Below are 24,343 nucleotides of genomic sequence, written 5' to 3'. Positions count from 1 at the left end.
CGTCCCGTACCGCCGGGGCCGCCCGCGGGGCGGCCCCGGCGGCCGCGCTAGTCCCGGGTCAGGCGGACCGGCAGGGACTGGACGTTGTTGCTGATGAAGCTTCGCTGGTAGGGGAGTTCGGGCTCGGTGACCGCGAGGTCGAGGTCGGGGAAGCGGGTGAAGAGCCGCTCCAGCGCGATCGTGGCCTCCAGGCGGGCGAGCGGGGCGCCCATGCAGTAGTGGGCTCCGTGGCCGAAGGAGAGGTGGCGGGCGGCCGTGGGGCGGGTGATGTCGAAGCGGTCGGCGTCCCGGCCGTGGAAGGCCTCGTCGCGGCCCGCCGCGGTGTATCCGGCGAGCACCGGGGTGCCCTGCGGGATCACCGTGCCGTCGATGGTCAGGTCCCGGGTGGGGTAGCGGAAGGGGAACCAGCTGACCGGTCCGTCCCAGCGCAGGGTCTCGTCCACCACGTCCGACCAGGTCGCCTTGCCGTCCTGGACGAGGGCGAGCTGATCGCGGTGGGCGCACAGGGCGCGGACGGCGTTGACGACGAGGTTCAGGGTGGTCTCGTGGCCGGCGACGAGCATCAGCCGCATCGTGCCGGTGAGTTCGACTTCGCTGAGCCGGTCGCCGTCGCCCTCGCGCACGGCGATGAGGGCACTGGTGAGGTCGTCGCCGGGGTTCTCCCGCCGGGCCGCCGCGATCGTGCCGATCAGCGCGACGAGTTCCTGGAGGGCGGCCATCTTCTCCGCCGGGGTGATGTCGGTCGCGATGATCACCGTGTTGGTGAGGTGGTGCAGTCGGCTGCGGTGCTCGGGGTCCACGCCGAGCAGCTCGCAGATGACGTTCATGGGGAGCGGCAGGGCGAAGTGCGCGTACAGGTCGGCGACCCCGTCGGGGGCTTCGGCGGCGGCCCGGTCGAGGTCGTCGAGGAGTTCGGCGGTCAGCTCCTCGACGCGCGGGCGCAGTTGCTCCACCTGACGCGCGGTGAAGGCCTTGCCCACCAGGGAGCGGAGCCTGCGGTGGTCGGCGTCGTCGGCCGTGTGCATGCCCTGGGCGTTGGCGAACACGCGCAGCGGCCAGTCCGCGGGGATGGTGCCGTCGTGCAGGGCGGGGAAGTGCCGGGCGTCCTTGGCCACGTCGGGGTGGCCGAGGAACTCCTTGAGGGCCTCGTGTCCCAGGACGACCGCCCCGGGCACCCCGCCGGGAAGCACGACCTCCGCCACGGCGCCCTGCTCGGCGCGCAGCCGGGCGTTGAGCGCGTGCGGGCAGCCGCCGGCGGGGTCGATGACGTGCGGGACCGGTGAAATGTGGGAGGACAAGCCGACTCTCCTGACCTGATGACCGAAACTCGCTCAACAGTGCGGGGTTGGGGTCGTGTTGTACAAGTCCGTCCCGGGGGCGTTTCAGAACCAGTTGACGGTCAGTGCGAAGGACGTGCCCGCGGTGGCTCCGGTGGAGTCGGTCGCGGTGGCGGTGACCGTGACGCCGCCGATCGCCCAGGGCTTGCCGGTGATGCGTCCGGAACCAGGGTCGAGGGTCAGCCCCCAGGGCAGGGAGTCGACGGCGTACTTGACGGGGGCCCTGCCGCCGGTGGTGGCGAGCGCAATGGTGCAGGACTGGTTGAACTTGCAGGTCTGCGGTCCCGGGTTGGTGAAGCGCAGGTCACCCGGGGTGGGCGTGGGCGTCGGAGTGGGCGTCGGAGTGGGCGTCGGGGTCGGCGTGGGGGTCGGGGTCGGCGTCGGGGTCGGCGTCGGGGTCGGCGTCGAGCCGCAGCCCGGGGTGGCTTCCGGCGGGAGCGGCACCCGCCAGATCTGGGTGTCGTTCTCCGAGCCGACGAGCAGGTTCGCGCAGTCGGCGTACGTCACCGTCTCGCCCTGCGACTGCGCCGGCAGGGCGACGTCCGCGAGCTTGGTCCCCGCGGTGTCGTACACCGTGGCGACGTTGGCCCCGATCGGGCCTCCACTGCGCAGGGTGTACGAGGCCCCCGTCGGCGAGAACGCCCCGTCGGTGGCGAACACCGGGCCGGGCCGGACCGCCGTGAGCGTGTTGACCTGCCCGGTCACCGGCGGCAGCGGGGCCTGGTAGAGCTGCCCCGGGGCGCCCACGATCTTGCTCGCGATGTGGATCCGGCCGCTGAGGGGGTCGACGAGGAGGGACTCGGCGTCGTGCCTGCCGTCGGCGTAGGCGAAGCGGTGGGTCACCGGCGTCACCGTGGCGTCGGCGAGTCGGTCGGGTTCGGGGAAGGAGTGCACGACGATCTCGGCGCGGCTGCCGAAGTTGTCCCCGATGTCGCCGACCAGGATGGCGGGGCCGCCCGTGGCGTCCTTGCCCATCGCCAGCCCCTCCCAGTCGGTGTTGCCGACGCCGGAGACCGTGAAGGTGGCCGCGAGTCGGCCGGTGGCGGTGGTGCAGTCGATGGCGAAGACCTGGTTGGTGTTCCCGCTGTCGTTGACGACGTAGAGGATGCCCGGATGTTTGCGGCTCACGGCCAGGCCGCTCTCTTCGATCAGGCCACCGGGAAGGGTGCACTTCTTCTCCGGCGCCAGGGGCGCGGCGGCGGCCGTCGTGACGGCCGGGGACGACGCGGACGCGGTGGCGCTGCTCGTCCAGGCGACGACGGGGAGGACGGAGGCGAGGGCCGCGGTGGCGAGGGCGGCGACCCGGTGGGGTGTGAGGAGTGGGAACATGCCCACAATGTGACGGGACATCAGTTGCCGGTACAGACCCGACCGTCGCCCGCTTGAGCATCGTTCAATGCTCCCGCGGCATGCCGCCTCAGCGCACCGGTTCCCGTACGGGCGCCTTGCGTCCCGTGTGCGCGATGAAGGCGCGGGCCGCGCGGCTCAGCGGCCGCCGGGCGTGCGCGATGCCCACCGGGCGCAGCAGGGGCGGGGTGAAGGAGCGGACCTCGGCGCGGCTGCCGAACGCCCTTAAGACCACGTCCCGGTACCAGATCAGGGAGCCCCGGCCGTCGGTCACGCCCGTCACCCAACCGAGCCGCTCGTCGACCTCCAGGCAGGGCACGGGCCGTACGCCCAGGCAGCTGAACATGGCCTCCATCTCCGTGCGCCGCCCGGTCCCGGGGGTGGGCAGCACCATCGGCAGGCCGTCGAGCATCCGCAGCGGCATCGGGTCCGGCAGCCGGGAGCCCACGGGCGAGATCAGCACCACCTCCCGTTCCTGGATGAAGTGGGTGGAGAGCTCCTTGTCGACCGGCAGGTCGACCAGGGCCAACTCGGCCCGACCCTGGTTGAGTTCCTCCACCAGCGCCTCGCGGCTGTCGTGCTGCTGGAGCCGGACGTCGACGGTCGGATGCCGCTCGGTGAAGCCGGCGACCAGGTCCGTGGCCAGGTCGAGGGCCAGGGTGGGGGTGGTGACGAGGCCCAGCGCGGCCCGGGCGCTCTTGCCGTGCGGCGTGCCTATGTCGTCGATGGCCTCGACCGCGTTCAGCACGGTGCGGGCCAGCCGGACGACCCGGGCCCCCTCCGGCGTGAGGTCCACCCCCCTTCCCCGGCGTGCCAGGAGTTCGACGCCCAGATCGCGCTCCATGGCCTGGACGGCCCGGGACAGGGCGGACTGGGCGACGAACACCGAGGCGGCGGCGCCGGTGATGGACCGGCAGTCGGCGACGGCGACGAGGTAGCGGAGCTGCGCGAGGGTGGGGGTCATGGACGGACGGTAACCGGGTGGGGCTGTACCTGTAAGGGCTCGTCAGGTGAACAAGTTCCCCGTTCCGGCGTGGCGTTCATACCGGGTTCCACGGGTTGGCATGCCGGTCCGGCATGCCCCTGGGGACGCGTGACGAGGACGCGCGCGTCGGGGCCGGCCCCGCCTCGACGGGAATCTCCCCAGGCCACCGGCGCGTCGGCGGCTCCGAGGGGGCGCGTCGGGGGTGCGTGTCGGGTCCGCCGTGGGGGCCACCGGCGCGAAGCAGCGCATTCCGCATGGCTGTTGACAGTGCGGGAAGGCGACCGCACGATGCATCGCGGCGTGAGGGTGTTTGATCACTGTTCAAGCCCGCCTTGTCGGCGGCGGGTCGCCCGGCCGATGTGCGCGAGACGCCGCACCTCCCGCTCCGGCATGCCTCCGCTCCCCGTTTCGCCCGTTCCCCGTTCTTCCGCCCTGTACTGCGCCATGTCACACAGCACTCAAAGAGGAGCGCCCGTGATCCCCCAGCCCCCGCAGTCAGACGCCACCCGCGACCTCGTCGTGGCGGTCACCCCCTTCGAGGAGCCGCACCTGCGGATCGTGGCCGCCGCCGAGCGTGCCGGGGCCCTCGGGCTGCTCGATCTCGGCCGGGACCCGGACGCCGCACGGCGCGCGTTCGCGGAGCTGACCCGCCGGTCGGGCGGCGCCGGCTCCGGGCGGTACGGGGTGCGGGTGCCCGTCGGCTGCCGCGTGCAGCCCGGGGAGCTGCCCGCCGAGGTGGACACGGTGCTGCTCGCGGATCCGGCGTACCACTCCCCGGCGGAGGTGTCGGCCTGGGCCGCGGCGGCGGGACGCCCGCGGGTCTGGGCCGAGGTCACCGGCCCGGAGGAGGCGGCGCGGGCCGTGGCCGCGGGGGTCGGCGGGCTCGTCGCCAAGGGGCACGAGGCGGCTGGCCGGGTGGGCGGGACCACCACGTTCGTACTGCTCCAGCAACTGCTCGGGGACCCGGGCGTCACCGTGCCCGTACGGGCCCTCGGCGGCATCGGCCCGCACACGGCGGCCGCGGCCGTCGCGGGCGGAGCCGCCGGGGTGCTGCTCGACGTACAACTCGCCCTGACCGCCGAGGGGGAGGCCGGGCTGCCGGGGGAGGTCTGCTCGGCGCTGCGCGCGATGGACGGCTCCGAGACCCGGCTGGAGCGCGGCCACCGGGTGTTCGCGCGGCCCGACCTGCCCCGGCCCGAGGGGCCCGTGGCCGCGCTCCTCGGAGCCCGGGACCTGAGGACGCAGCTGCTGCCCGTGGGACAGGACGGAGCCTCGGCGGCCCGGCTGGCCGCGCGGTACCGGACCACGGGGGGCGTGCTCCAGGCCGTACGGGCCGCGATCTGCGAACACCTGGCGGCGGCCGCGCGGGACCGCCCGCTCGCCCGGCCGCTGTCCGTCGCGCAGGGCCCGATGACCCGGGTCAGCGACCGGGCGGCCTTCGCCGGGGCGGTGGCCGACGCGGGCGGGATCCCGTACCTGGCGCTCGCGGTGATGGAGGGCCCGGACGTACGCCGGCTGCTGGCCGAGAGCGCCGAGCGGCTCGGGGAACTGCCCTGGGGCGTCGGTCTGCTCGGCTTCGCCCCGCCGGAGCTGCGGCGCGAGCAGTTGGCCGCCGTCGCCGAGGCCCGCCCTCCGTACGCGATCATCGCCGGAGGCACTCCGGCACAGGCCGCGCCCCTGGAGGCGGCGGGGATCCGGACCCACCTGCACGTGCCGTCGCCGGGGCTGCTGGAGCGGTATCTCGGCGAGGGAGCGCGGCGGTTCGTCTTCGAGGGGCTGGAGTGCGGGGGGCACGTCGGGCCCCGGGCGTCGTTCCCGCTGTGGGAGGAGCAGATCGAGCGGCTGCTGTCCTGCCCCGAACCGGAGGCGCTGGACGTGCTGTTCGCGGGCGGCGTCCACGACGAGCGCTCCGCGGCGATGGTGGCGGCGGCCGCGGCGCCGTTGGCGGAGCGGGGCGCCCGGGTGGGGGTGCTGATGGGGACCGCGTACCTCTTCACGCAGGAGGCGGTGGCGGCGGGCGCGATCGTGCCGGGCTTCCAGCGGGCGGCGCTGGACTGCGACCGTACGGTGCTGCTGCACACCGCCCCCGGCCACGCGACGCGCTGCGCGGCCACCCCGTACGCCGACACCTTCGAGGAGACGCGCCGCCGCCTCACGGAGAGCGGCACCGAGCCGCGCCGCGTCTGGGAGGAACTGGAAGCCCTCAACCTGGGCCGCCTCCGCCTGGCCGGCAAGGGCCTGCGGCGTGTCCCTGCCGGGGGCTCGGCCGGCTCCCTCGCGGGCGGCTCGGCGGGTTCGGACGGGGCCCGGGCGGGCGGCAGTTCAGCCCCTCCGGCGCTTGAGGATCGGGGTCCGGGGCGGAGCCCCGGCGGCGAAGCCGCACCCGATGGCCTCGCCACCGCGATCGGCCGCAGCGCACCCGCCGACGAGCAGCCCCCGTCAGGAGGCGCCCGCCTGGAAAGCGTGGCCGAGGAGGTGCAGTACGCCGAGGGGCTGTTCATGCTCGGGCAGGCCGCCGTCCTGCGGGGCGGAACGACGACCGTGGCCGCGCTGCACGCGCAGGTGACCGAGGGGGCCACGGAACTGCTGGCGCGGCGAGCCCGCGACTTCGCCCCCTCGGCCGAGCCCCCCGCCGGGGACCCGCTCGACGTGGCCATCGTCGGGATGGCCTGCGCCTACCCCGGCGCCCCCGACCTCGCCGCCTACTGGGCCATGGTGCTCGCCGGGACGGACGCCGTCACCGAGGTGCCGGCCGAGCGCTGGGACCCGGAGCTGTACTACGACGCCGACCCGGCCCGGGCCGGCGAGCGCACCCCGTCCCGCTGGGGCGGCTTCCTCGGCCCGGTGCCCTTCGACGCCCTCGCGCACGGCATACCGCCCGCCTCCCTCACCGGGATCGAGCCCGTACAGCTGCTGGCCCTGGAGATCTCCGCGCGGGCCCTCGCGGACGCCGGGTACGGCAAGGGCCGGGAGTTCGACCGTTCCCGGACCTCGGTGGTGTTCGGCGCGGAGGCCGGCACCGAGCTGGCCGGCGCGTACGGGCTGCGCGCCCTGCACCCCGCCTACCTCGGCGAGCTGCCGCCCGCACTGGACGAGCAACTCCCCCGCCTCACCGAGGACTCCTTCCCCGGGATCCTCGCCAACGTGATCGCCGGCCGGGTCGCCAACCGGCTCGACCTCGGCGGCGCGAACTGCACGGTCGACGCCGCCTGCGCGTCCTCGCTCGCCGCGCTCGACCTCGCCTGCCGCCACCTGCGCGACGGGGACTCCGACATGGTGCTGTGTGGTGGCGCCGACGTGCACAACGGCATCAACGACTACCTGATGTTCGCGTCCGTCCGCGCCCTGTCCCCCGGCGGCCGCTGCCGGCCCTTCGACGCGGCCGCCGACGGCATCGCCCTCGGCGAGGGCGTCGGCGCGCTCGTCCTGAAGCGGCTCGCGGACGCGGAACGGGACGGCGACCGGGTGTACGCCGTGATCAAGGCCGTCGGCGCCTCCAGCGACGGCCGGTCGCTCGGCCTGACCGCGCCCCGCCCCGAGGGCCAGCGGCGGGCGCTGGAGCGGGCCTACGCACGCGCCGGGGTCACCCCGGGCCAGGTGGGCCTGGTCGAGGCGCACGGCACGGGCACCGTGGTCGGCGACAGCACCGAACTGGCTGTGCTGAGCGAGGTGTTCACCGCCGCCGGGGCCGACGTCGGGGCCTGCGCGCTGGGCTCGGTGAAGTCTCAGCTCGGGCACACCAAGTGCGCGGCGGGCCTGGCCGGACTGATCAAGGCGGCCCGGGCGGTCCACGCGGGCGTGCGCCCTCCCACCCTGCACATCGACGCCCCGAACCCCGCCTGGGAGGCGGAGAGCAGCCCCTTCTTCTTCGACGACGAGGCCCGGCCCTGGGCGGAGCCCCCGGAGCGGCGCGTGGCCGGCGTGAGCGCGTTCGGTTTCGGCGGTACCAACTACCACGCGGTGCTGGCCGGTTACGCGGGCACCGAGGAGCCCCGGCACGGGCTGGAGGAGTGGCCGGCCGAGGTGTTCCTCTTCCGCGGGGAGGACCGCCGGGCGGCGGGCCGGGCGATGGCGCGGCTCGCGGCCCGCCTGGAGGAGAACGACGCGGCCGGGCGTCCGTGGGCGCTGCGCGACCTCGCCGCGGAGGTCGCCGCCGACGCGGGGCCGGTCCACGTGGCCGTCGTCGCCACGGACCCGGACGAGCTGGCGGTCCGGCTGGGGCAGGCCCGCGCGTTCGCTCCCGGCACGGGGGTCCACGTACGGGAGGAGTCGGCGCAGCCGGGACGGGTGGCGTTCCTGTTCCCGGGGCAAGGCAGTCAACGGCCCGGGATGCTGGGCGAGTTGTTCATGGCATTCCCGGGGCTGCGCGGACTGTTGGACGAAGGGCCGGAGCCGGTGGTCTCGGCGATGTTCCCGCCGGCGGCGTTCACCGCCGAGGAGCGGGCGGCGCGGCGGGCGGCGGTCACGGACACCCGGGTGGCCCAGCCGGCCCTCGGGCTGGCGGGCGCGGCCGCGCACCTGCTGCTCGGGGAGCTCGGCGTCCGGCCGGACTGCGTGGCCGGGCACTCGTACGGGGAGCTCGCCGCACTGTGGGCGGCCGGGGCGTACGACACGCAGAGCCTGCTGCGGCTCAGCACCCGGCGCGCCGAGGCGATCCTGGCCGCGGCCGGGGCGGATCCGGGGTCGATGGCGGCGGTGTCGGCGGCGCCGGACGAGGTACGGGAGATTGCCGAGCGCGCCGGATGCGTGGTGGCGAACCACAACGCGCCCCGGCAGTGCGTGATCTCGGGCCCGACGGATGCCGTCGCCGCGGCCGTGTCGGCGCTGGGCGGGGCGGGGCTCTCGGCCCGGCCCCTGCCGGTGGCCTGCGCGTTCCACAGTCGGGTGGTGGCGGGGGCCACGGACGCCCTCGCGGCCGAGCTGGCGGCGACGGAGGTGTCCGGGTTGGACGTCGAGGTGTGGTCGAACGCGACGGCCGCGCCGTACCCCGCTTCCGCCGATGGGGTACGGGGCCTCGTCGCGAGCCAGCTCGCCCTGCCGGTGCGGTTCGTGGAGCAGGTGGAGGCGATGTACGACTCCGGCGTCCGGACCTTCGTGGAAGCGGGCCCCGGCCGGGTGCTGTCGGGGCTGGTCGCCGGTGTCCTCGGCGACCGCCCGCACACGGTGGTCCCGCTGGACGTGCCCGGCGAGCACGGGCTGCTCCGGCTGGTCACGGCACTGGCGGAACTCGCGGCGGCGGGCGTGGAGATCACCCCTTCGGCCCTGTTCCGGGGCCGTACCTCCCCACTCCCGGACCGCGCCCCACGCCGCCCGGGCTGGTTGGTGGACGGCCACCTGGTCCGCACGGCCGACGGCACCCCCGTCAAGGGCGGCCTCCAACCGGCCCGCCGGGTCCCTCCGGGGGGCACGGGTCTCCAGGATGCGGCCCGGACCACCGGCCCCTGGGCGGCCCCGACCACCGCTCCGGGCTCGCCCCCGGACGCCGGGGCGTGGACACCGACCGCCACCGGTCCCGGCACGGGCCGGGACGGCGAGGCGTGGGCGACTCCGGCTTCCGGTCCGGGCTCGGCCGCGGACCCCGGCCCCGGCGCGGCCCGGCACGGCCGGGCGTGGGCGCCCGGGTCGGCCGGCCCGGCTCCTGCCCCTGCCCGCGAAGCGGGGGCGGCCCCCGCCGCCGAGCGGCGCGAGGAGGCCGTCCTCGCGTACCTGCGCGCTTCGCGTGAACTGGTGCGGGCACAGCGGGACGTCCTGCTGGGCTATTTGGGCGCGGGTGCGGCCCCGGCGGGGTCGTACGCGTGGGGGCTTGGGGCCGTGGCCCCCGGCGCGCCCGCACTGGACGACCAGGGGGGCGGGCCGGGCGCGGCCACGGCCGGGGCGGAACGAGGCGGGTGGATCCCGGCGGCGAACGGTTGGGCGGATCAGGGTCCGTGGCCCGGTGTCCACGCCGATGGCGCGGGAGCGGGCATGCCCGGCGGCCGGGAGGCCGCGCCCGGACCGTGGCCCGACGCGGCGGCGGGCGCCGACCGGGGCACGGTCCCGGCCGGCGGCGCGGCAACCGCGGCCGGCGACAGCGACCCGGCGGGTGGCGCGGCCGACGGCGGTGGCGGTGGCGGTGGCGGTGGCGGTGGCGGTGGCGGTGAACGGTCCGCCGAAGCCGTCATGGACGTCGTCCTCGAAATCGTGCACACCCGGACCGGGTACCCGCGGGACATGCTCGACCCCGAGCTGGACCTGGAGGCCGACCTCTCGATCGACTCCATCAAACGCGTCGAGATCATCGGCGCCCTCGCCGACCGCATCGGGCTCCCGCAGGGCGCCGGCGGGACCGCCGAGGACGCGGTCGAGGAACTGTCCCGGATCAAGACCCTGCGCGGGATCGTGGACTGGGTCGTCTCCCGCGCGGGCGAGCCCGCGGAAGCACCGGCAGGGGTGACGGGGGCCGGGCCGGAGCCCGGTGCCACGCCCGCACCCGCGTCCGGCGGCCCCGCGCCCGCGCCCCTCGGCCGGCTCGTCGTCACCGCCGCGCCCGTGGCCCCCGCCGACGGACGTCCCGCGCAACTGCGCGGCCTGCGCATCGGGGTCGTCGAGGACGGGCAGGGCATCGCACCGGCCCTCGGCTCGGCCCTGGCCGCGCACGGCGCCCAGGTGACCGTGCTCCCCGAGCTTGAGGGGAGCGGCGCGGCCGTGGCCGCGTGCGACGGCCTCGTCGACCTGTCCGCGCTGCGGCCCGGGGCCGAACCCGTGCTGCCCAGGGCCTTCCCCGGGCTGAGGCAGGCCCTGACCGGCGGCGTCCGGCGGCTGCTCCTGGTCACCGCGCCCGGCACCCCCGGCGCCGGCCTGCACGGCTTCGCCCGCAGCGCGGCCCTGGAGTACCCCGGCACCCTGGTCCGCGCGGTGGAGGTCCAGCCCAAGGAGGACCCCGACCGCATCGCCGCGCAGCTCGTGGACGAGCTGGCCGACGCGGCCGACGCGGACGGCGTCGCCGCGCACGCCTCCGTCGGCTACACCGCCGAGGGCGTACGGGTGGCCCGCCTCCCGGTGCCGACCCCGCTCGCCGAAGGGGACGGGCGGCCGCCGCTCGACCCCGGCTCCGTCGTCCTGCTCACCGGCGGCGCCCGGGGGATCACCGCGCGGACCGCCCTCGCGCTGGCCCGCGCCACCGGCTGCCACGTCGAGTTGATCGGCCGCACCCCCGCACCGGACCCCGCCGGGGACCGGTTCGACCAGGCCCACGACCGGGTCGCGCTCCGCGCCGCGCTGATCGCCACCGGGCTCCGCAAGCCGGCCGAGATCGAGGCGGCCGCCTCCCGGGTCCTCGCCGAGCGCGAGGTACGGGCCACCCTCACCGGGCTCGCCGGCGCGGCGGCCTCCGTCCGCTACCACTGCGCGGACGTCACGGACGCGGCCGCCGTACGGGCCGTGGTGGACGACGTACGCGCCCGGCACGGCCGGCTCGACGGGATCGTGCACGGCGCCGGGGTCCTGCGGGACGCCCTGCTGCGCGACAAGCGACCGGCCGACTTCGACGAGGTGTTCACCACCAAGGTGGCCGGCGCCCGCCACCTCGCCACGGCGGCCGCCGAGCACGGTTCGACGCCCCCGCCCCGCTTCCTCGCCCTGTTCGGCAGCGTCGCCGGCGTGTACGGCAACCGCGGCCAGTGCGACTACGCGGCGGCCAACGACGCCCTCGACGGCCTCGCGCACACCTGGGCGGAGTCCTTCCCCGGTCGGGTGCTGGCCGTCGACTGGGGTCCGTGGGCCTCGGACGCCGGCGGGATGGTCACCCCGGAGCTGGAGCGCGCCTACGAACGGCGCGGGATCCCGCTGATCGCGCCGGAGGCGGGCACGGCCGCGTTCCTCGCCGAGCTCGCGCACGGCACCGACGTACAGGTGGTCCTGATGGCCGACGCGACGGAGGAGGGCGGCCGCGATGAGTGAGCGGGAGCCGCGCCGCGGACCGCGCCCGACCGACGCCGCCATCGTCGGGATGGGGGCCGTCTTCCCGGGGGCCGGGGACCTGGCCTCGTACCGGCGCAATCTCCTCGCCGGTACGGACTCCATCGGCGAGGTCCCGCCGGGGCGCTGGGATCCGGAGGTGTACTACGACCCGGACGGCGCGTCCGGCCCCGTCTCCGGCGACCGGTTCTACTGTCGGCGCGGCGGCTTCGTCGACGGACTCGCCGCCTTCGACCCGACCCGGTTCGGGATCATGCCGGCCGCGGTGGAGGGCGCCGAGCCGGATCAGATGCTGGCCCTGCACGCGACGGCCGAGGCCGTCGCCGACGCGGGCGGCGAGGACCGGCTGCCGACCGACCGCTCCCGGATCGGGGTGGTGCTGGGGCGAGGTGGTTTCATGGGGGTGGCCACCGCACGTCTGGACCAGCGGGTGCGCACCGCCCACCAGTTGGCCCAGACGTTGCGGGAGCTGGCGCCCGAGTTGGGCGAGCGGCGGATCGCGCGGGTGCGGTCGGCGTTCCAGGAGGCGCTGGGCCCGGAGCGGCCGGAGGCCTCGATCGGGCTGGTGCCGAGCTTCACCGCCGCCCGCACCGCGAACCGGCTGGACTTCCGAGGACCCGCCTACACCCTGGACGCGGCGTGCGCCTCCTCGCTGCTGGCCGTGGACCAGGCGGTCGGGCTGCTGGCGGCCGGACGCTGCGACGCGGTGGTCGCGGGCGCCGTGCACCACTGTCACATCGCCACGCTGTGGAGCGTGTTCACGCAGCTGCGGGCGCTCAGCCCGAGCGAGCGGATCCGGCCCTTCGACCGGCGGGCGGACGGGACCCTGCTGTCCGAGGGCACCGGGGTGGTGCTGCTGAAACGGCTGGCGGACGCGGAACGCGACGGCGACCGGGTGTACGCGGTGATCCGCGGCACCGGCGTGGCCGGCGACGGGCGGGCGGCGAGCCTGATGAGTCCGCTCGTCGCCGGTCAGGTACGGGCGCTGGAGCGGGCCTGGCGTGAGGCCGGTCTGGATCCGCGGGCGCCGGGCGCGCTCGGGCTCCTGGAAGCGCACGGCACGGGCACCCCGGTCGGCGACGCGGCCGAACTGGACACCCTGGCACGGGTTTTCGGCCCGCCCGAGCCGGCAGCCGGGGGGCGCGGGATCGGCTTCGGATCGGTGAAGTCCATGCTGGGGCACACCATGCAGGCCTCCGGCATGGCCGGACTGATCAAGGCGGCTCTCGCCGTGCACGAGGGGGTGCTGCCGCCGACCCTGCACCTGGAGGAGCCGCACGCGGAGCTCGTACGGACCCGGATGCGGCCGGTGACTGCGGCCGAGCCGTGGGAGCGCGGACCGGCGCCGCGCCGCGCCGGGGTCAACGCGTTCGGGTTCGGCGGGATCAACGCGCACGTGGTGCTGGAGGAGGCTCCGGCGGCGGCCCGCCCGACGCCGCCGGGGCGGCGGTTCCTGCCGCTGGGGCCCGCGCCCGCGCCGGTGGGGCCGACCCCCGCCCGGGAGGACGTACTCCTGCTGGCCGCCGGGGACCCGGCGGAGCTGTCCGCGCTGCTGGCCGCCGGGACCCCGGCATCCGGGGGCGCCGGGCCCTGCCGGCTGGCGGTGGTCGGGCCGACCCCGCAGCGGCTCGCGCTGGCCGCGAAGGCGGTGGCGCGCGGCCGGGCCTGGCGCGGGAGGGGGGACGTGTGGTTCGCGCCGGAGCCCCTGGGTGGCCGGACGGCCTTCCTGTTCCCGGGTCTGGAGCCGGAGTTCGCGCCCGTGGTGGACGACGTGGCGGACCGGCTGGGGGCCGCCCGGCCCCCGCTCACCCGGGGTTCGACGCTCATCGAACGGGCCCTGGACGCGATCGCGACGGGCCGGTTCTTCGCCGGGCTCATGCCGGGTCTCGGCATCGAGGCGGACGTGCTGGCCGGGCACAGCCTGGGCGAGTGGGCGGCGATGGTGGCCGCCGGCATGTACCCGAAGGAGGCGGCCGACACCTTCCTCGGCTCGCTGCGGCCGGGCGACCTGCTGGTCCCGGACCTCGTGTACGCGGCGCTGGGGTGCGGTGCGCGGCGGGCGGAGGCGGCCTTGCGCGGGCTGGACCGGGTGGTGGTGAGCCATGACAACTGCCCGCACCAATCGGTGGTCTGCGGCGATCCGGAGCAAGTGGGCGCGGTCGTGGCCCGGTTGCGGGCCGACGGGGTGCTCGGACAGGAACTGCCGTTCCGTTCGGGCTTCCACACGCCGATGTGGGAGCCGTACCTGGGGCAGGTCCGGGCCGCGTTCGGGCGGCTGCCGCTGACGGCCGGGGCGCTGCCCGTCTGGTCGGCGACGACCTGCGCGCCCTTCCCCTCCGACCCGGGTGAGGTGCGGGAGTTGGTGGTCCGCCACCTGCTGGAGCCGGTCCGGTTCCGTGAGCTGACCCTGCGGCTGTACGAGGAGCAGGGCGTGCGGTCCTTCGTGACGCTGGGCCCCGGAAGCCTGCCGGGCTTCGTCGAGGACACCCTGCGCGACCGCCCCCACCTGTCGGTGTCCGTCTCCTCCCCCCGACTCGGCGGCCTGGCGGCCCTGCGTCGTGCGTGCGCCGCACTGTGGGCCGAGGGCCACGCCCCGCACTGGGACCGTCTGTCCCCTGCCGACGGCCCCGCGGGCGGCTCGGCGGTCTCCCTGCGCCCGTCCCCCGGCACCGCGTGCGACACGACCGTCGTGGCTACGCGCGGCCCGGCGGGGCCGGACGCGGGCACGGCGGACGCCCCCGGGCCGGGCTCGGGCAGCGGATCCGGCGCCCGCCGCGGGCTCGGCGTGCCCCTGGACCTCGGGTCGCCGCTGGTGCGGCTCGGGGAGGAGGCACGGGCAACGCTCGGCGGGCTCCTGTCGCCGGCCGCACCGCACGTACCGGCGGAGCCGACCGGCCCCCGGCCGGTGCTGCTGTCCGCGCTGGACGCCGTACTCGCCGACACCGGCACCGCCGCCCGGAGCGTCACCGAGGCCTGGGCTGCGGTACGGGCCCCGCTCGCGCCCGCCGCGGATGCCCGGCCGACCGCATCGGGGCCGGAACGCCACGGTTCGGAAGGGGCCGCGGGGAAGTCCCGCCTCCGGCTCTCCCTCGCCACGCTGCCCTACGTACGGGACCACTGCGTGTACCTCCAGCCCGACGGCTGGCCCGAGGACTCCGACCGGTTCCCCGTCGTACCCATGACGACCATGCTCGAACTGGCCGCCGACGCCGCCCGCCACCACGCGCCGCCCGGCCTCGCCGTGGTCGGGTACGAGGACGTACGGGCCCTGCGCTGGCTCGCCGTCGAGCCCGCCGTGGACGTCGAGGTCACCGTCCGGGACGCCGGGCCCGGTCGGCTGCGCGTCGCTCTCGGGGAGTACGCGAGCGTGGTCGTGCTGCTCGGTGCGCGGTACGAGCGACCGCCCGCGCCCGACCCGACGCCCCTGCGCGAGCCCCGTCCCGCCCCCGTCAGCGCCGAGGCGCTGTACCGGGACCGGTGGATGTTCCACGGCCCGCGGTTCGCCGCGGTGCACGAGGTGCGGACCGTCGGCGAGGACGGCATCCAGGGGGTCCTGCGAGCCCTGCCCGATCCGGGTGCGCTCCTCGACGCGGCCGGGCAGTTGTTCGGGCACTGGATGCAGTTGCGGCTGCCGGTGGACCGTCTCGTCTTCCCCGCGACCGTGGACCGGATCCGCTTCTACGGACCCCCGCCGGCCGGGCGGGAGCTCGTCGCCGCGACGGCCCGCATCCGCGAGGTCCGCGACATCAGCGTGCGCGGGGACCTCGAACTGCGCCGGGCCGACGCCGACGGCCGTGCCACCGGCCCGGTGTGGGCGCGGATCGAGGGGTGGACGTACCGCCGCTTCGGCGCCGACGAGCGGGTCTGGCCGATGAAGTTCACCCCCGAGGTGTGCGGCATCGGCGAGCCCCGGCCCGAGGGCTGGTGTCTGGCGCGGCGGCGCTGGACCGATCCCGCTTCGCAGGAGCTGGTGATGCGCCGCTACCTCGGAGCCGCCGAACGGGCGGTGTACGAGGCGCTGTCACCCCGCGCGAAGGCGCCGTGGCTGCTGGGCCGGATGGCGGCCAAGGATGCCCTGCGCGGCCTGCTGTGGGACGCAGGGGCGGGGCCGGTGTTCCCCGTGGAGGTCCCGATCGGCAACGACGCGGCGGGCCGCCCGCTCGCCCTCGGACCGTTGACCGGCGGCTTCCGGCTGTCGATCGCCCACAAGGACCGGATCGCGGTCGCCCTCGCCCACCCGTCCCGGCCGGTCGGCATCGACGTGGAACCGGTGACCGCCGACCCGGACGCGCTGGTCCGCATCGCCCTCGACCCGGACGAACTCCGCCTGGCCGAGCGGCTGGCCGCCCTCGACGGCACCGGTCTGCCGGCCGCGCTGACCGCCCTGTGGTGCGCGAAGGAGGCCGCGGCCAAGGCGGACGGCAGCGGGCTCGGCGGCCGGCCCCGCGCATGGCGGGTGACGGCCGAGGATCCCGGGAACCCGGACCCCGGCGCCCTGCTGGTGCACTCGCCCGGCGGCCGGCCGTACCCGGTCCGTGCCACCCTGCTCGACCTCGCGCCACCGGGCCACGTCGTCGCCTGGACCGCCGACGCGGCGGACCCGACGGACCCGGCGGACCCGTCCACCGTCCCCTTCCAGCTCACGGAGACCCGTCATGGCACCTGACATCCTCGCCGAGATCACCTCCATGCTCGTGGAGATCGTCGGCGACGAGTACCTGCTCGCGGAGGAGGTCACGATGGAGACGACCTTCAACCAGGATCTCGCGCTGGAGAGCGTCGAGTTCGTCGCCCTCGCCGAGTTGCTGCACCACCGCTACGGCGCCGATGTGGACCTGATGGGGTTCCTGGCGGAGAAGGACATGGACGCCATCCTGGCGATGTCCGTCGGCGAACTCGTCACGCACATCGGCCGGATCACCCACGCGTCCCTCGCCCGCACGGCGACGACCACCGCCGTCGCACCGGCATCGGCCGTCGCACCGGCAACGGCCGGCTGAGCCCGCCATGGCCGTCGTCCTCGCGGACTCGCTCCGCTTCCACGTCCAGCGGCTCCCGGCCGACGCCGCGGCCGCCGGCCCCGACCGGCCCGTCGTCGTGTTCCTGCACGGGCTGGTCGTCGACAACCTGTCCTCCTTCTACTGCCCGCTGGCCGTACCGGTGGCCCTGGCCGGGTACGAGACCGTCCTCTACGACCTGCGCGGCCACGGCCGCACCGAGCGCCCGCCCGCCGGCTACGACAGCCGCACCGCGGTGCGCGACCTCTTCGCGCTGCTCGGAGCCCTGGACCTCGGCGGGCGCCCGGTCCACCTGGTCGGCAACAGCTACGGAGGGACCCTCGCCCTGCACGCGGCCCTGGCCCGGCCCGACCTCGTCACCGGGCTCACCCTCCTCGAACCGCCACTCAGCGGCGGCTGGGTGGAGAACATGGTGGACACCCTGTCCGCCGCCGCGCTCAGCCTGGAGGACAGCCCGGTCCCGACCGAGCTGCACGGCCTGCGCCTGCGCAAGGCCGCCAACCTGACGGCCATCGCTGACGCCCTCCTCAACCGCACCACCCTGATCGACGACATCGCCGGGAGCCGCACCTTCACCCCGGCCGACTACGCCCTGCTGCGCTGCCCGGTGCTGATCGTCTGCGGCGAGCACTCCGAACTCGTGCCGGGGGCCCGGGAACTGGTCCGTCACGCCCCCGAGGTCGCCTCGATCGAGATCCTGCCGGGACTGGGTCACGACGTGCTGAAGGAGAGCAGCGGGACGCTGCGCAAGACCGTACTGGCCCATCTCGACGCCACGGCCGGCGCGGCCGGGCACCGCGCCCCGACGGGAGCTCTGGTCCCATGAGGGTGCTCTTCGCGGTTCCCCCGCTCGCGGGCCACGTCAACCCGACCGTGGCCGTCGGGGCCGAACTGGCCGCCCGGGGGCACGAGGTCGCCTGGACCGGACCGGCCTCCGCCCTGGCCGACCTGCTTCCGGCCCGGTCCCGGATCCTGCCGGCCGGCGAGGGGGAGGACGGCCGGGAGATCGGCGGCGCCTATGCCGGTCTGCACGAACGCTGGCGCGATCTGCGCGGGGTCGGGGCGCTGCGCTTCCTCTGGGAAGAGGCCCTCGTGCCGCTGGCCCGGGCCATGGTTCCGGGGGTGACCCGGGCGGTCCACGCCTTCGAGCCGGACCTGCTGGTCGCCGACCAGCAGGCCCTGGCCGGGCCGCTGGTCGCCCGGCGGCTCGGTGTCCCCTGGGCCACGTCCGCCAGCACCTCGGCCGAACTCACCCGGCCCTTCGCCGACTTTCCCAGGGTCGGGGAGTGGGTGAGCGGACAGGTCGGCGGCCTGCTCGCCGAGTTCGGGGACGACGGGGAGGGCTGGGACCCCCGGTTCTCGGAGCGGCTGGTACTGGTCTTCTCCACTCCCGAACTCGTCGGCCGGGACGCGGACTTCCCGGCGCACTTCGCGTTCGTGGGGCCGGCCTTCGGGGCCCGCCCCACCCTTCCCGGTTTCCCGTGGCAGCGGCTCGACCCGGCGCGCAAGCGCGTCCTGGTGTCGCTCGGCACCCTCAACCAGGAGGCGGGAGGCCGCTTCTACCGGTCGGTGCTGGGGGCCGCCGAACGGCTCGCCGATGAGGCTCAGCTGATCCTGGCGGCCCCCGCCTCCCTGATCGGGGATCCGCCCCGCCACCTCCTGCTCCAGGAGCGGGTCCCCCAGTTGGAGCTGCTGCCGCACCTGGACGCGGTGGTCTGCCACGGCGGCCACAACACCGTCTGCGAGTCCCTCGCGCACGGGCTGCCCCTGGTGGTCGCCCCCATCCGGGACGACCAGCCGATCGTGGCCCGGCAGGTCGTCGAGGCGGGGGCGGGGGTCCGGGTGCGGTTCGGCAGGACCCGGCCCGAGGAACTGCGCGACGCGCTCACGGCCGTACTGGACGACCCCGGCCCCCGCCGGGCCGCCCGGCGGATCCAGGCCTCATTCGCCGCGGCGGGCGGGGCCGCCGCCGCGGCCGACCGGTTGGAGAAGCTCACATGACACCGACCCCGCTCCCCCGGATCCCCTGGGTCCCGGTGCTGCTGCTGGCCGCGCTCGGTGCGGGCACCGTGCGCACCCGTCGGCGGCTGCGGGCGGTCCACGTGCTGCCCGTGGTCCCGCCCCCGGCCGCCGCCGTGCCGCGCCCCGCGGGCTGGCGGCTGTTGACCGCCCGGGGCGTGGAGCCCGACGCGGCCACCTTCCTCGCCGCCTGCGCGCACGCCGAGCGTGAGGGGCTGCGGGTGCTGGACCTGCTGCCCGCGGACCTGCCGGCCGAGCGGGCGCTCGGGCTGCTGCGGCTGGTGGATCCGGCGCGCTACCGGGAGGACCGGCTCGGCGAGGGGCGGGGGGCCGGGTTCGCGGTGCTGGTCGCGGACGAGGTGCGGGCCCGGGCCGGGGTGGACGCGGCCGGGCCGTACTCGACCCCGGCGGAACTCCTCACGCTCACCCGCCGGTTGAAGGAGTACGCGCCGGACGCGACGGGGCTCGCGATCGCCCCCGCGCTGAGCTGTGGGTCGTTCGGGGTGGTGGGGGGAGCCGCGCGGGCCGCCGAGCTGCGGGCCCAGGGGCTGCCGCCGGGGGCCCTGGCCGCGGCGCAGCTGGCCGGGCTGGCGCTGCTGGCGGCCACCGTCGGACGCCACGGCCGGTGGGGTGCGGCCGCGGCCGGGCTGTACTGCCTTCAGCCGTACCTCGCGCTCGGCGGGCCGGACTCCCCGCTGCGGCCGGCGGATCTGGCCCGGGCGGGCGCCACCCGGCCGTTGCGGTCCCTCGGCGCCGCCCTGCGTACGGCCTCGGCGGCGGCCCGCCGCCGGGCGGACGCGGACCCCGCCAGGGCCGCGGCGTACCGGTCCGATCTCGCCGACGGCACCGAGCGGTTCCTGGAGCCGCGCCGCCCCGACTGCCCGTGGTGCGGCTCGCACCGGCTGGCCGTGCGGGTGCGGGTGCCGGACCTGCTCCAGGGCAAGCCGGGCCTCTTCACGCTGGAACGCTGCGGGGACTGCGGACACGTCTTCCAGAACCCCCGACTCAGCCCGGAGGGGCTGGAGTTCTACTACCGCGACTTCTACGACGGGCGTGGCGGCGAGGGGGCGGGCACGGTCTTCGGGAGGCTCGGCGCGGCCTACCGGAGCCGGGCCGAGATGCTCCGCCCGCACGCCGTCCCCGCGTCCTGGCTGGATGTCGGCACCGGGCACGGGCACTTCTGCAACGCGGCGCGGGCGGTCTGGCCGGCGACCCGGTTCGACGGGCTGGACATGGGCGAGGGGGTCCGCGAGGCGGAGCACCGGGGGTGGGTGGACACCGGGTACCAGGGCCAGTTCCCCGAGTTCGCGTCGAAACTGGCGGGCCAGTACGAGGTGGTCAGCATGTACCACTACCTGGAGCACACCCGGGATCCGTTCGCCGAGCTGGACGCGGCGGCCGCGGTGCTCGCGCCCGGCGGGTTCCTGACGATCGAGCTGCCCGATCCGCAGTCGCGGATGGCGGGGCTGCTCGGCCCGGCCTGGCTGCCGTGGTTCCAGCCGCAGCACCAGCACCTGATCCCGGCCGCGAACCTGCGGGAGGCGTTGTCCGACCGGGGGCTGACGGTCCTGGCCGAGGAACACGGTCCGGCCCACCAGGGCAACGACTTCTTCGGGGCGGTGGCCCTGACCGCGACCCGGCTGGCCCCGGACCCGGACCGGCCGTGGGGGCCCGCGCCGACACCGGGCGCACGGGCCCGGGCGAGCGCCGTACGGGTGGCCTCGCTGCCGTTCTTCGTGGCCGCGGCCGCCCTCGACGCCCTGCGCACCACGGCCGCCCACCACTCCGACGGCGGCAACGCCTACCGCCTCCTGGCCCGCAAGGACACCCGATGACCCACCCCGCCACGGGACTCCCGTACCCGTCGACCCCTGCCGACCCCGCCGCCCCGGCCCGTACGGGCACCGCCGCGCCCGGCCCCCGCTCCGAGCGGGGCACCCTCGGTGCGGACGCGGGCACCGCCCGGACGGGCACCGCGAACGCGGGCACCCACGCGGTGCCGGGCGTCCCCGGTACGCAGCGGGGCGCCGCCCGCGGGGGTGCGGCCCGGACCGCCGACCGAGCCGAAGGCGACCCGGCCGGGGGCGACCCGGCCGGAGGCGACCCGGCCGGAGGCGACCCGGCCGGGGGCGGCCTGGCCCGCAGGGCCACCGTCGATCCGCTGTTCCGGCTCGTCGCCTATGCCCTGGAGGCCGCGCACGGGCGGCGGCCGACCGCCGTGTGGAGCGCCCCGTACGCCTTCCACCTCGGCTCCCCCGGGCTGGTCGCGGCGGCCGGTTGGCCCACCGCGGCCGCCGCGGCCCCGCGCACCGACGGGTTGGTGCGGCTCAGCTCCCTCGCCCACCCCGCCGACGGCTGCGACCTGCCGCTGACCCTGGCCGGGCCGCCGCCGGACGCCCCCGAGTGGGCGGTGCGGCCGTACGCGGTGCTGCGCGCGCTGGCCCGGGCCGGCCACGGCCGCGGCGGGACCGACCTGCACGTGCAGGGCTCGCTCACGGCGGCCGCCGGGCTGGCCACGGCCGAGCCCTCGGAGTGCGCGATCGCCCTGGCGGTGGCCGACGTCCACGGCCCTCGGGGCGAGGAGCCGGACCGGGCGCACCTGGCGCGCCTGCTGGCCGACACCCTGCCGGACGGGGACGACACGTTGCGGCGGGCGGCGCTGTTCGCCCGGCCCGGGAAGGCCCTGCTGCCGGCCCCGGAACCGGGTCGCGGCCGGCGGTACGTCGACTTCGACCCGGCCGCCTCGGGCGCGCGGCTGGTGCTGCTGGCCGTACGCGGGGATCCGGAGGACCGGCCCGCGGAGCTGGCCCGGGCCGTGGCCCTGACCCGCGCGGCCGGGGCGCTGAGCGCCTGGCAGCCCGGGCAGCGGGAGGGGCGGAGCGTGCTGGTGCTGCTGCCCGAGGCACGACTGGCGGCGGTGCGGGCCGCGGTCGCGGAGGACTTCCGCGACCGGGGACGGCCCGTACCGCGCTTCCTCAACATCGCGGTGGCCGGACCGGCCCGGCGCGAGGAGTAGCACCACACCCGAACACCACACCGCGAGCACCACACCCTGAGCACCACACCCGAGCACCCCACCCGAGGAGGCACCACCATGTCCACCCACTCACCCGGAACGACCGCGAGACGCGGGGCCCGGCGCACCGCGTTCGTGGCCGCCCTCGGCGCGCTCGGCCTGCTGGGCGCCTTCACCGTGGCCAGTTCCCAAGCCGCCGAGACCGGTTCGCGGGCCGTCGCGCCGACGGCCGCCGCCGCGGGTCTGCCCTCGTACGACCACGTGGTCGTCGTCGTGTACGAGAACAAGCAGTACGGCGAGATCATGGGCAGCTCGAACGCCCCGTACATCAACCAACTGGCGGGCGGCGGAGCGAGCCTGACCGGGATGAAGGCGCTGACCCACCCCAGCCAGCCGAACTACTTCAACCTCTTCTCCGGCGCCACCCAGGGCATCACCGGGGACGGCTGCTACACCCCGCAGTCGATGACGGCGGCCAACCTCGGCCAGGAGCTGATCGCGGCCGGCAAGACCTTCGCGACGTACAACGAGGACCTGCCGAGCGAGGGTTCGACGGCCTGCACGAACGGCCAGTACGCGCAGAAGCACAACCCGTGGTTCGCCTTCAAGAACGTGCCGCTGGGCACCGGCAAGACATGGGCCCAGTTCCCGCAGAACAACTTCGCGGCCCTGCCGAACCTGTCGTTCGTCGTCCCCAACCAGTGCAACGACATGCACTCGTGCTCGGTGAACACGGGCGACACGTGGACGAAGAACAACATCGACGCCTACGCACAGTGGGCCAAGGCAAACAACAGCCTGCTGGTGCTGACCTGGGACGAGGACAACTACCTCGGCTCGAACCAGATCGCCACCGTCTTCTACGGCGCGAACGTCAAGACGGGGACGTACTCCACCGCCTTCAACCACCACCACCTGCTGCGCACCTTCGAGGACCTCTTCGGGTCGGCGACGCACGCGGGGAACGCGGCCAACGTGCAGCCGATCAGCGAGGTGTTCGCCACCGGATCCACCCCGACCCCGACACCCACTCCGACGCCCACTCCGACTCCGACGCCCACCCCCACGCCGACTCCGACGCCCACCCCCACCCCCACCCCGGGTGATCTGAAGCTGGCCAACCCCGGCCCCCAGACCTGCAAGTTCAACCAGTCCTGCACCATCCAGCTCACCGCCACCGGCGGCAAGGCCCCGATCCGCTACGCGGCCACCGGCCTGCCCCTCGGACTGACCGTCGACGCCGGCACGGGCCGGATTAGCGGGAAGCCGTGGTCCGTCGCCACGGTCCAGATCACCGCGACCGCGACCGACTCCACGGGCGCGACCGTCACCGCCGCGTTCCCGCTCACCGTCAACTGGTTCTGAGGGGGCCTTCCGTGTACCTGTCGACCAGCCGTGCCGCCGACGCCGCCGCCACCACCGACGCCGTGGAGGCTCCCGCTCCTCGGGGGTCCCTGCGGGCCGTGCCCGGCACGGTGATCGCGCTCGGCCTGGTCAGTCTGGTCACGGACGTCTCCGCGGAGATGGTGACCGCGGTCCTGCCGCTGTACCTGGTGGCCGGACTGGGCATGTCCCCGCTCGCGTTCGGCGCCCTGGACGGACTCCACCAGGGCGCCACCGCGCTGCTCCGCCTCGTGGGCGGCCGGATCGCGGACCGTACGCGGCGCCGCAAGCTCGTCGCGGGCGCCGGGTACGCGCTGTCCGCCGCCTGCAAGGGGGCGCTGCTCGTCGCCGCCACCCCCTGGTCGGTGGCGGCGGTGCTCGCCGCCGACCGGGCGGGCAAGGGCCTGCGCACCGCCCCGCGCGACGCGCTGCTCTCGCTGTCCTGTCCGCCCCGGGACCAGGGTCGCGCCTTCGGCGTGCACCGGGCGCTGGACACGACGGGCGCGCTGCTGGGGCCGTTGGCCGCGTTCGGGGTGCTGTGGGTGGTGGTGGACGGGTACGACGCCGTGTTCACCACCGCCTGCTGCGTCGCCGTGCTGGGGGTGGCGCTGCTCGCGCTCTTCGTACGGGAATCCCCCGCGTCCGCGTCCGCGGCCGGGCGGCCGGTGCGCTCCCCGGCCCCCGTGCGCACCCTCCTTGGCGTCCCGGAGCTCCGCCGACTGTGCCTGACCTCCGCCGTGCTCGGCCTGTTCTCCGTCGGCGACGCCTTCCTCTACCTCCTGCTCCAGCGCCGGCTCGACCTGCCGGCCGCGTACTTCCCGCTGCTGCCGGTCGGCACGGCGGCCGTGTTCCTGGCCGCCGCCGTGCCCGCCGGCCGGTACGCCGACCGGGTCGGCCGGGGCCGGGTCTTCCTCTGCGGCCACGTGCCCCTGGCCGGCGCGTGCCTGCTGCTCCTGCTCCCGGCGCCGGCCGGGCTCCCGCTCGTCGTCGGCGTCCTCGTGCTCCTCGGCCTGTTCTACGCCGCCACGGACGGGGTGCTGATGGCAGCGGCGGGGGCGGTGCTCCCGGCGGAGCTGCGGACCACCGGGCTCGCGGTGCTGCAGACGGCGCAGGCCCTGGCCCGGTTCGCGGGGTCGGTGGGGTTCGGGGCGGCCTGGACCGTGTGGGGGCCGGGTCCGGCGCTGGCGGCGGGGGCCTGCGGACTGCTGCTGTCGGTGGCCTCGGCCGGCGTGCGCGCCGTGTTCCGCGGGCGGGGTCCGCGCGTGCCGTCGTAGGGTCGGAA

General features: G+C 76.2%; 12 protein-coding genes. 9 read left to right on the top strand and 3 right to left on the bottom strand.

Features of this window, described 5'->3' with window-relative positions; translation table 11 throughout:
- Positions 1 to 47: 47 nt before the first annotated feature.
- The 3 genes from ACFYZL_RS09305 to ACFYZL_RS09295 all read right to left on the bottom strand — a co-directional run bounded on the left by ACFYZL_RS09305 (position 48) and on the right by ACFYZL_RS09295 (position 3,648).
- Positions 48 to 1,298 (bottom strand): cytochrome P450, encoded by a 1,251-nt coding sequence (locus tag ACFYZL_RS09305; RefSeq protein ID WP_388677476.1) that lies wholly within the window; start codon positions 1,296 to 1,298, stop codon positions 48 to 50.
- Between the two features lie 84 nt (positions 1,299 to 1,382).
- Positions 1,383 to 2,666, bottom strand: a complete 1,284-nt coding sequence (locus ACFYZL_RS09300) for an Ig domain-containing protein (RefSeq protein ID WP_388677473.1) — start codon at positions 2,664 to 2,666, stop codon at positions 1,383 to 1,385.
- A gap of 88 nt (positions 2,667 to 2,754) precedes the next feature.
- Positions 2,755 to 3,648, bottom strand: a complete 894-nt coding sequence (locus ACFYZL_RS09295) for a LysR family transcriptional regulator (RefSeq protein WP_384747352.1) — start codon at positions 3,646 to 3,648, stop codon at positions 2,755 to 2,757.
- A gap of 495 nt (positions 3,649 to 4,143) precedes the next feature.
- Between ACFYZL_RS09295 and ACFYZL_RS09290 the strand changes: the two genes are divergently transcribed.
- The 9 genes from ACFYZL_RS09290 to ACFYZL_RS09250 all read left to right on the top strand — a co-directional run bounded on the left by ACFYZL_RS09290 (position 4,144) and on the right by ACFYZL_RS09250 (position 24,335).
- Positions 4,144 to 11,607: an SDR family NAD(P)-dependent oxidoreductase gene (locus ACFYZL_RS09290; RefSeq protein ID WP_388677470.1), complete on the top strand. Its 7,464-nt coding sequence runs from the start codon at positions 4,144 to 4,146 to the stop codon at positions 11,605 to 11,607.
- Entirely contained in the window at positions 11,600 to 16,291 is a 4,692-nt protein-coding gene (locus ACFYZL_RS09285; protein WP_388677467.1) for a beta-ketoacyl synthase N-terminal-like domain-containing protein, read from the top strand. The genes ACFYZL_RS09290 and ACFYZL_RS09285 overlap by 8 nt, the downstream gene beginning before the upstream one ends.
- Complete coding sequence (locus tag ACFYZL_RS09280) at positions 16,281 to 16,625, top strand: acyl carrier protein (protein ID WP_388677464.1); 345 nt, start codon at positions 16,281 to 16,283, stop codon at positions 16,623 to 16,625. The genes ACFYZL_RS09285 and ACFYZL_RS09280 overlap by 11 nt, the downstream gene beginning before the upstream one ends.
- Positions 16,626 to 16,632: 7 nt before the next feature.
- Positions 16,633 to 17,469, top strand: a complete 837-nt coding sequence (locus ACFYZL_RS09275; RefSeq protein WP_388677461.1) for an alpha/beta fold hydrolase — start codon at positions 16,633 to 16,635, stop codon at positions 17,467 to 17,469.
- A complete protein-coding gene (locus ACFYZL_RS09270; protein WP_388677458.1) occupies positions 17,466 to 18,644 on the top strand; it encodes a glycosyltransferase in 1,179 nt (392 codons plus the stop codon). The genes ACFYZL_RS09275 and ACFYZL_RS09270 overlap by 4 nt, the downstream gene beginning before the upstream one ends.
- Complete coding sequence (locus tag ACFYZL_RS09265; protein ID WP_388677455.1) at positions 18,641 to 20,497, top strand: methyltransferase domain-containing protein; 1,857 nt, start codon at positions 18,641 to 18,643, stop codon at positions 20,495 to 20,497. The genes ACFYZL_RS09270 and ACFYZL_RS09265 overlap by 4 nt, the downstream gene beginning before the upstream one ends.
- A complete protein-coding gene (locus tag ACFYZL_RS09260; RefSeq protein WP_388677452.1) occupies positions 20,494 to 21,678 on the top strand; it encodes a galactokinase in 1,185 nt (394 codons plus the stop codon). The genes ACFYZL_RS09265 and ACFYZL_RS09260 overlap by 4 nt, the downstream gene beginning before the upstream one ends.
- 78 nt (positions 21,679 to 21,756) lie before the next feature.
- Positions 21,757 to 23,043, top strand: a complete 1,287-nt coding sequence (locus tag ACFYZL_RS09255; protein ID WP_384744383.1) for an alkaline phosphatase family protein — start codon at positions 21,757 to 21,759, stop codon at positions 23,041 to 23,043.
- A gap of 11 nt (positions 23,044 to 23,054) precedes the next feature.
- Positions 23,055 to 24,335: an MFS transporter gene (locus ACFYZL_RS09250; protein ID WP_388677449.1), complete on the top strand. Its 1,281-nt coding sequence runs from the start codon at positions 23,055 to 23,057 to the stop codon at positions 24,333 to 24,335.
- Positions 24,336 to 24,343 lie beyond the last annotated feature (8 nt).

The sequence above is a fragment of the Streptomyces sp. NPDC001717 genome (assembly GCF_042892775.1).
Lineage (GTDB): Bacteria > Actinomycetota > Actinomycetes > Streptomycetales > Streptomycetaceae > Streptomyces.
Note: the sequence above shows the minus strand (reverse complement) of the source record. Positions and strands in the feature narration are given on the sequence as shown.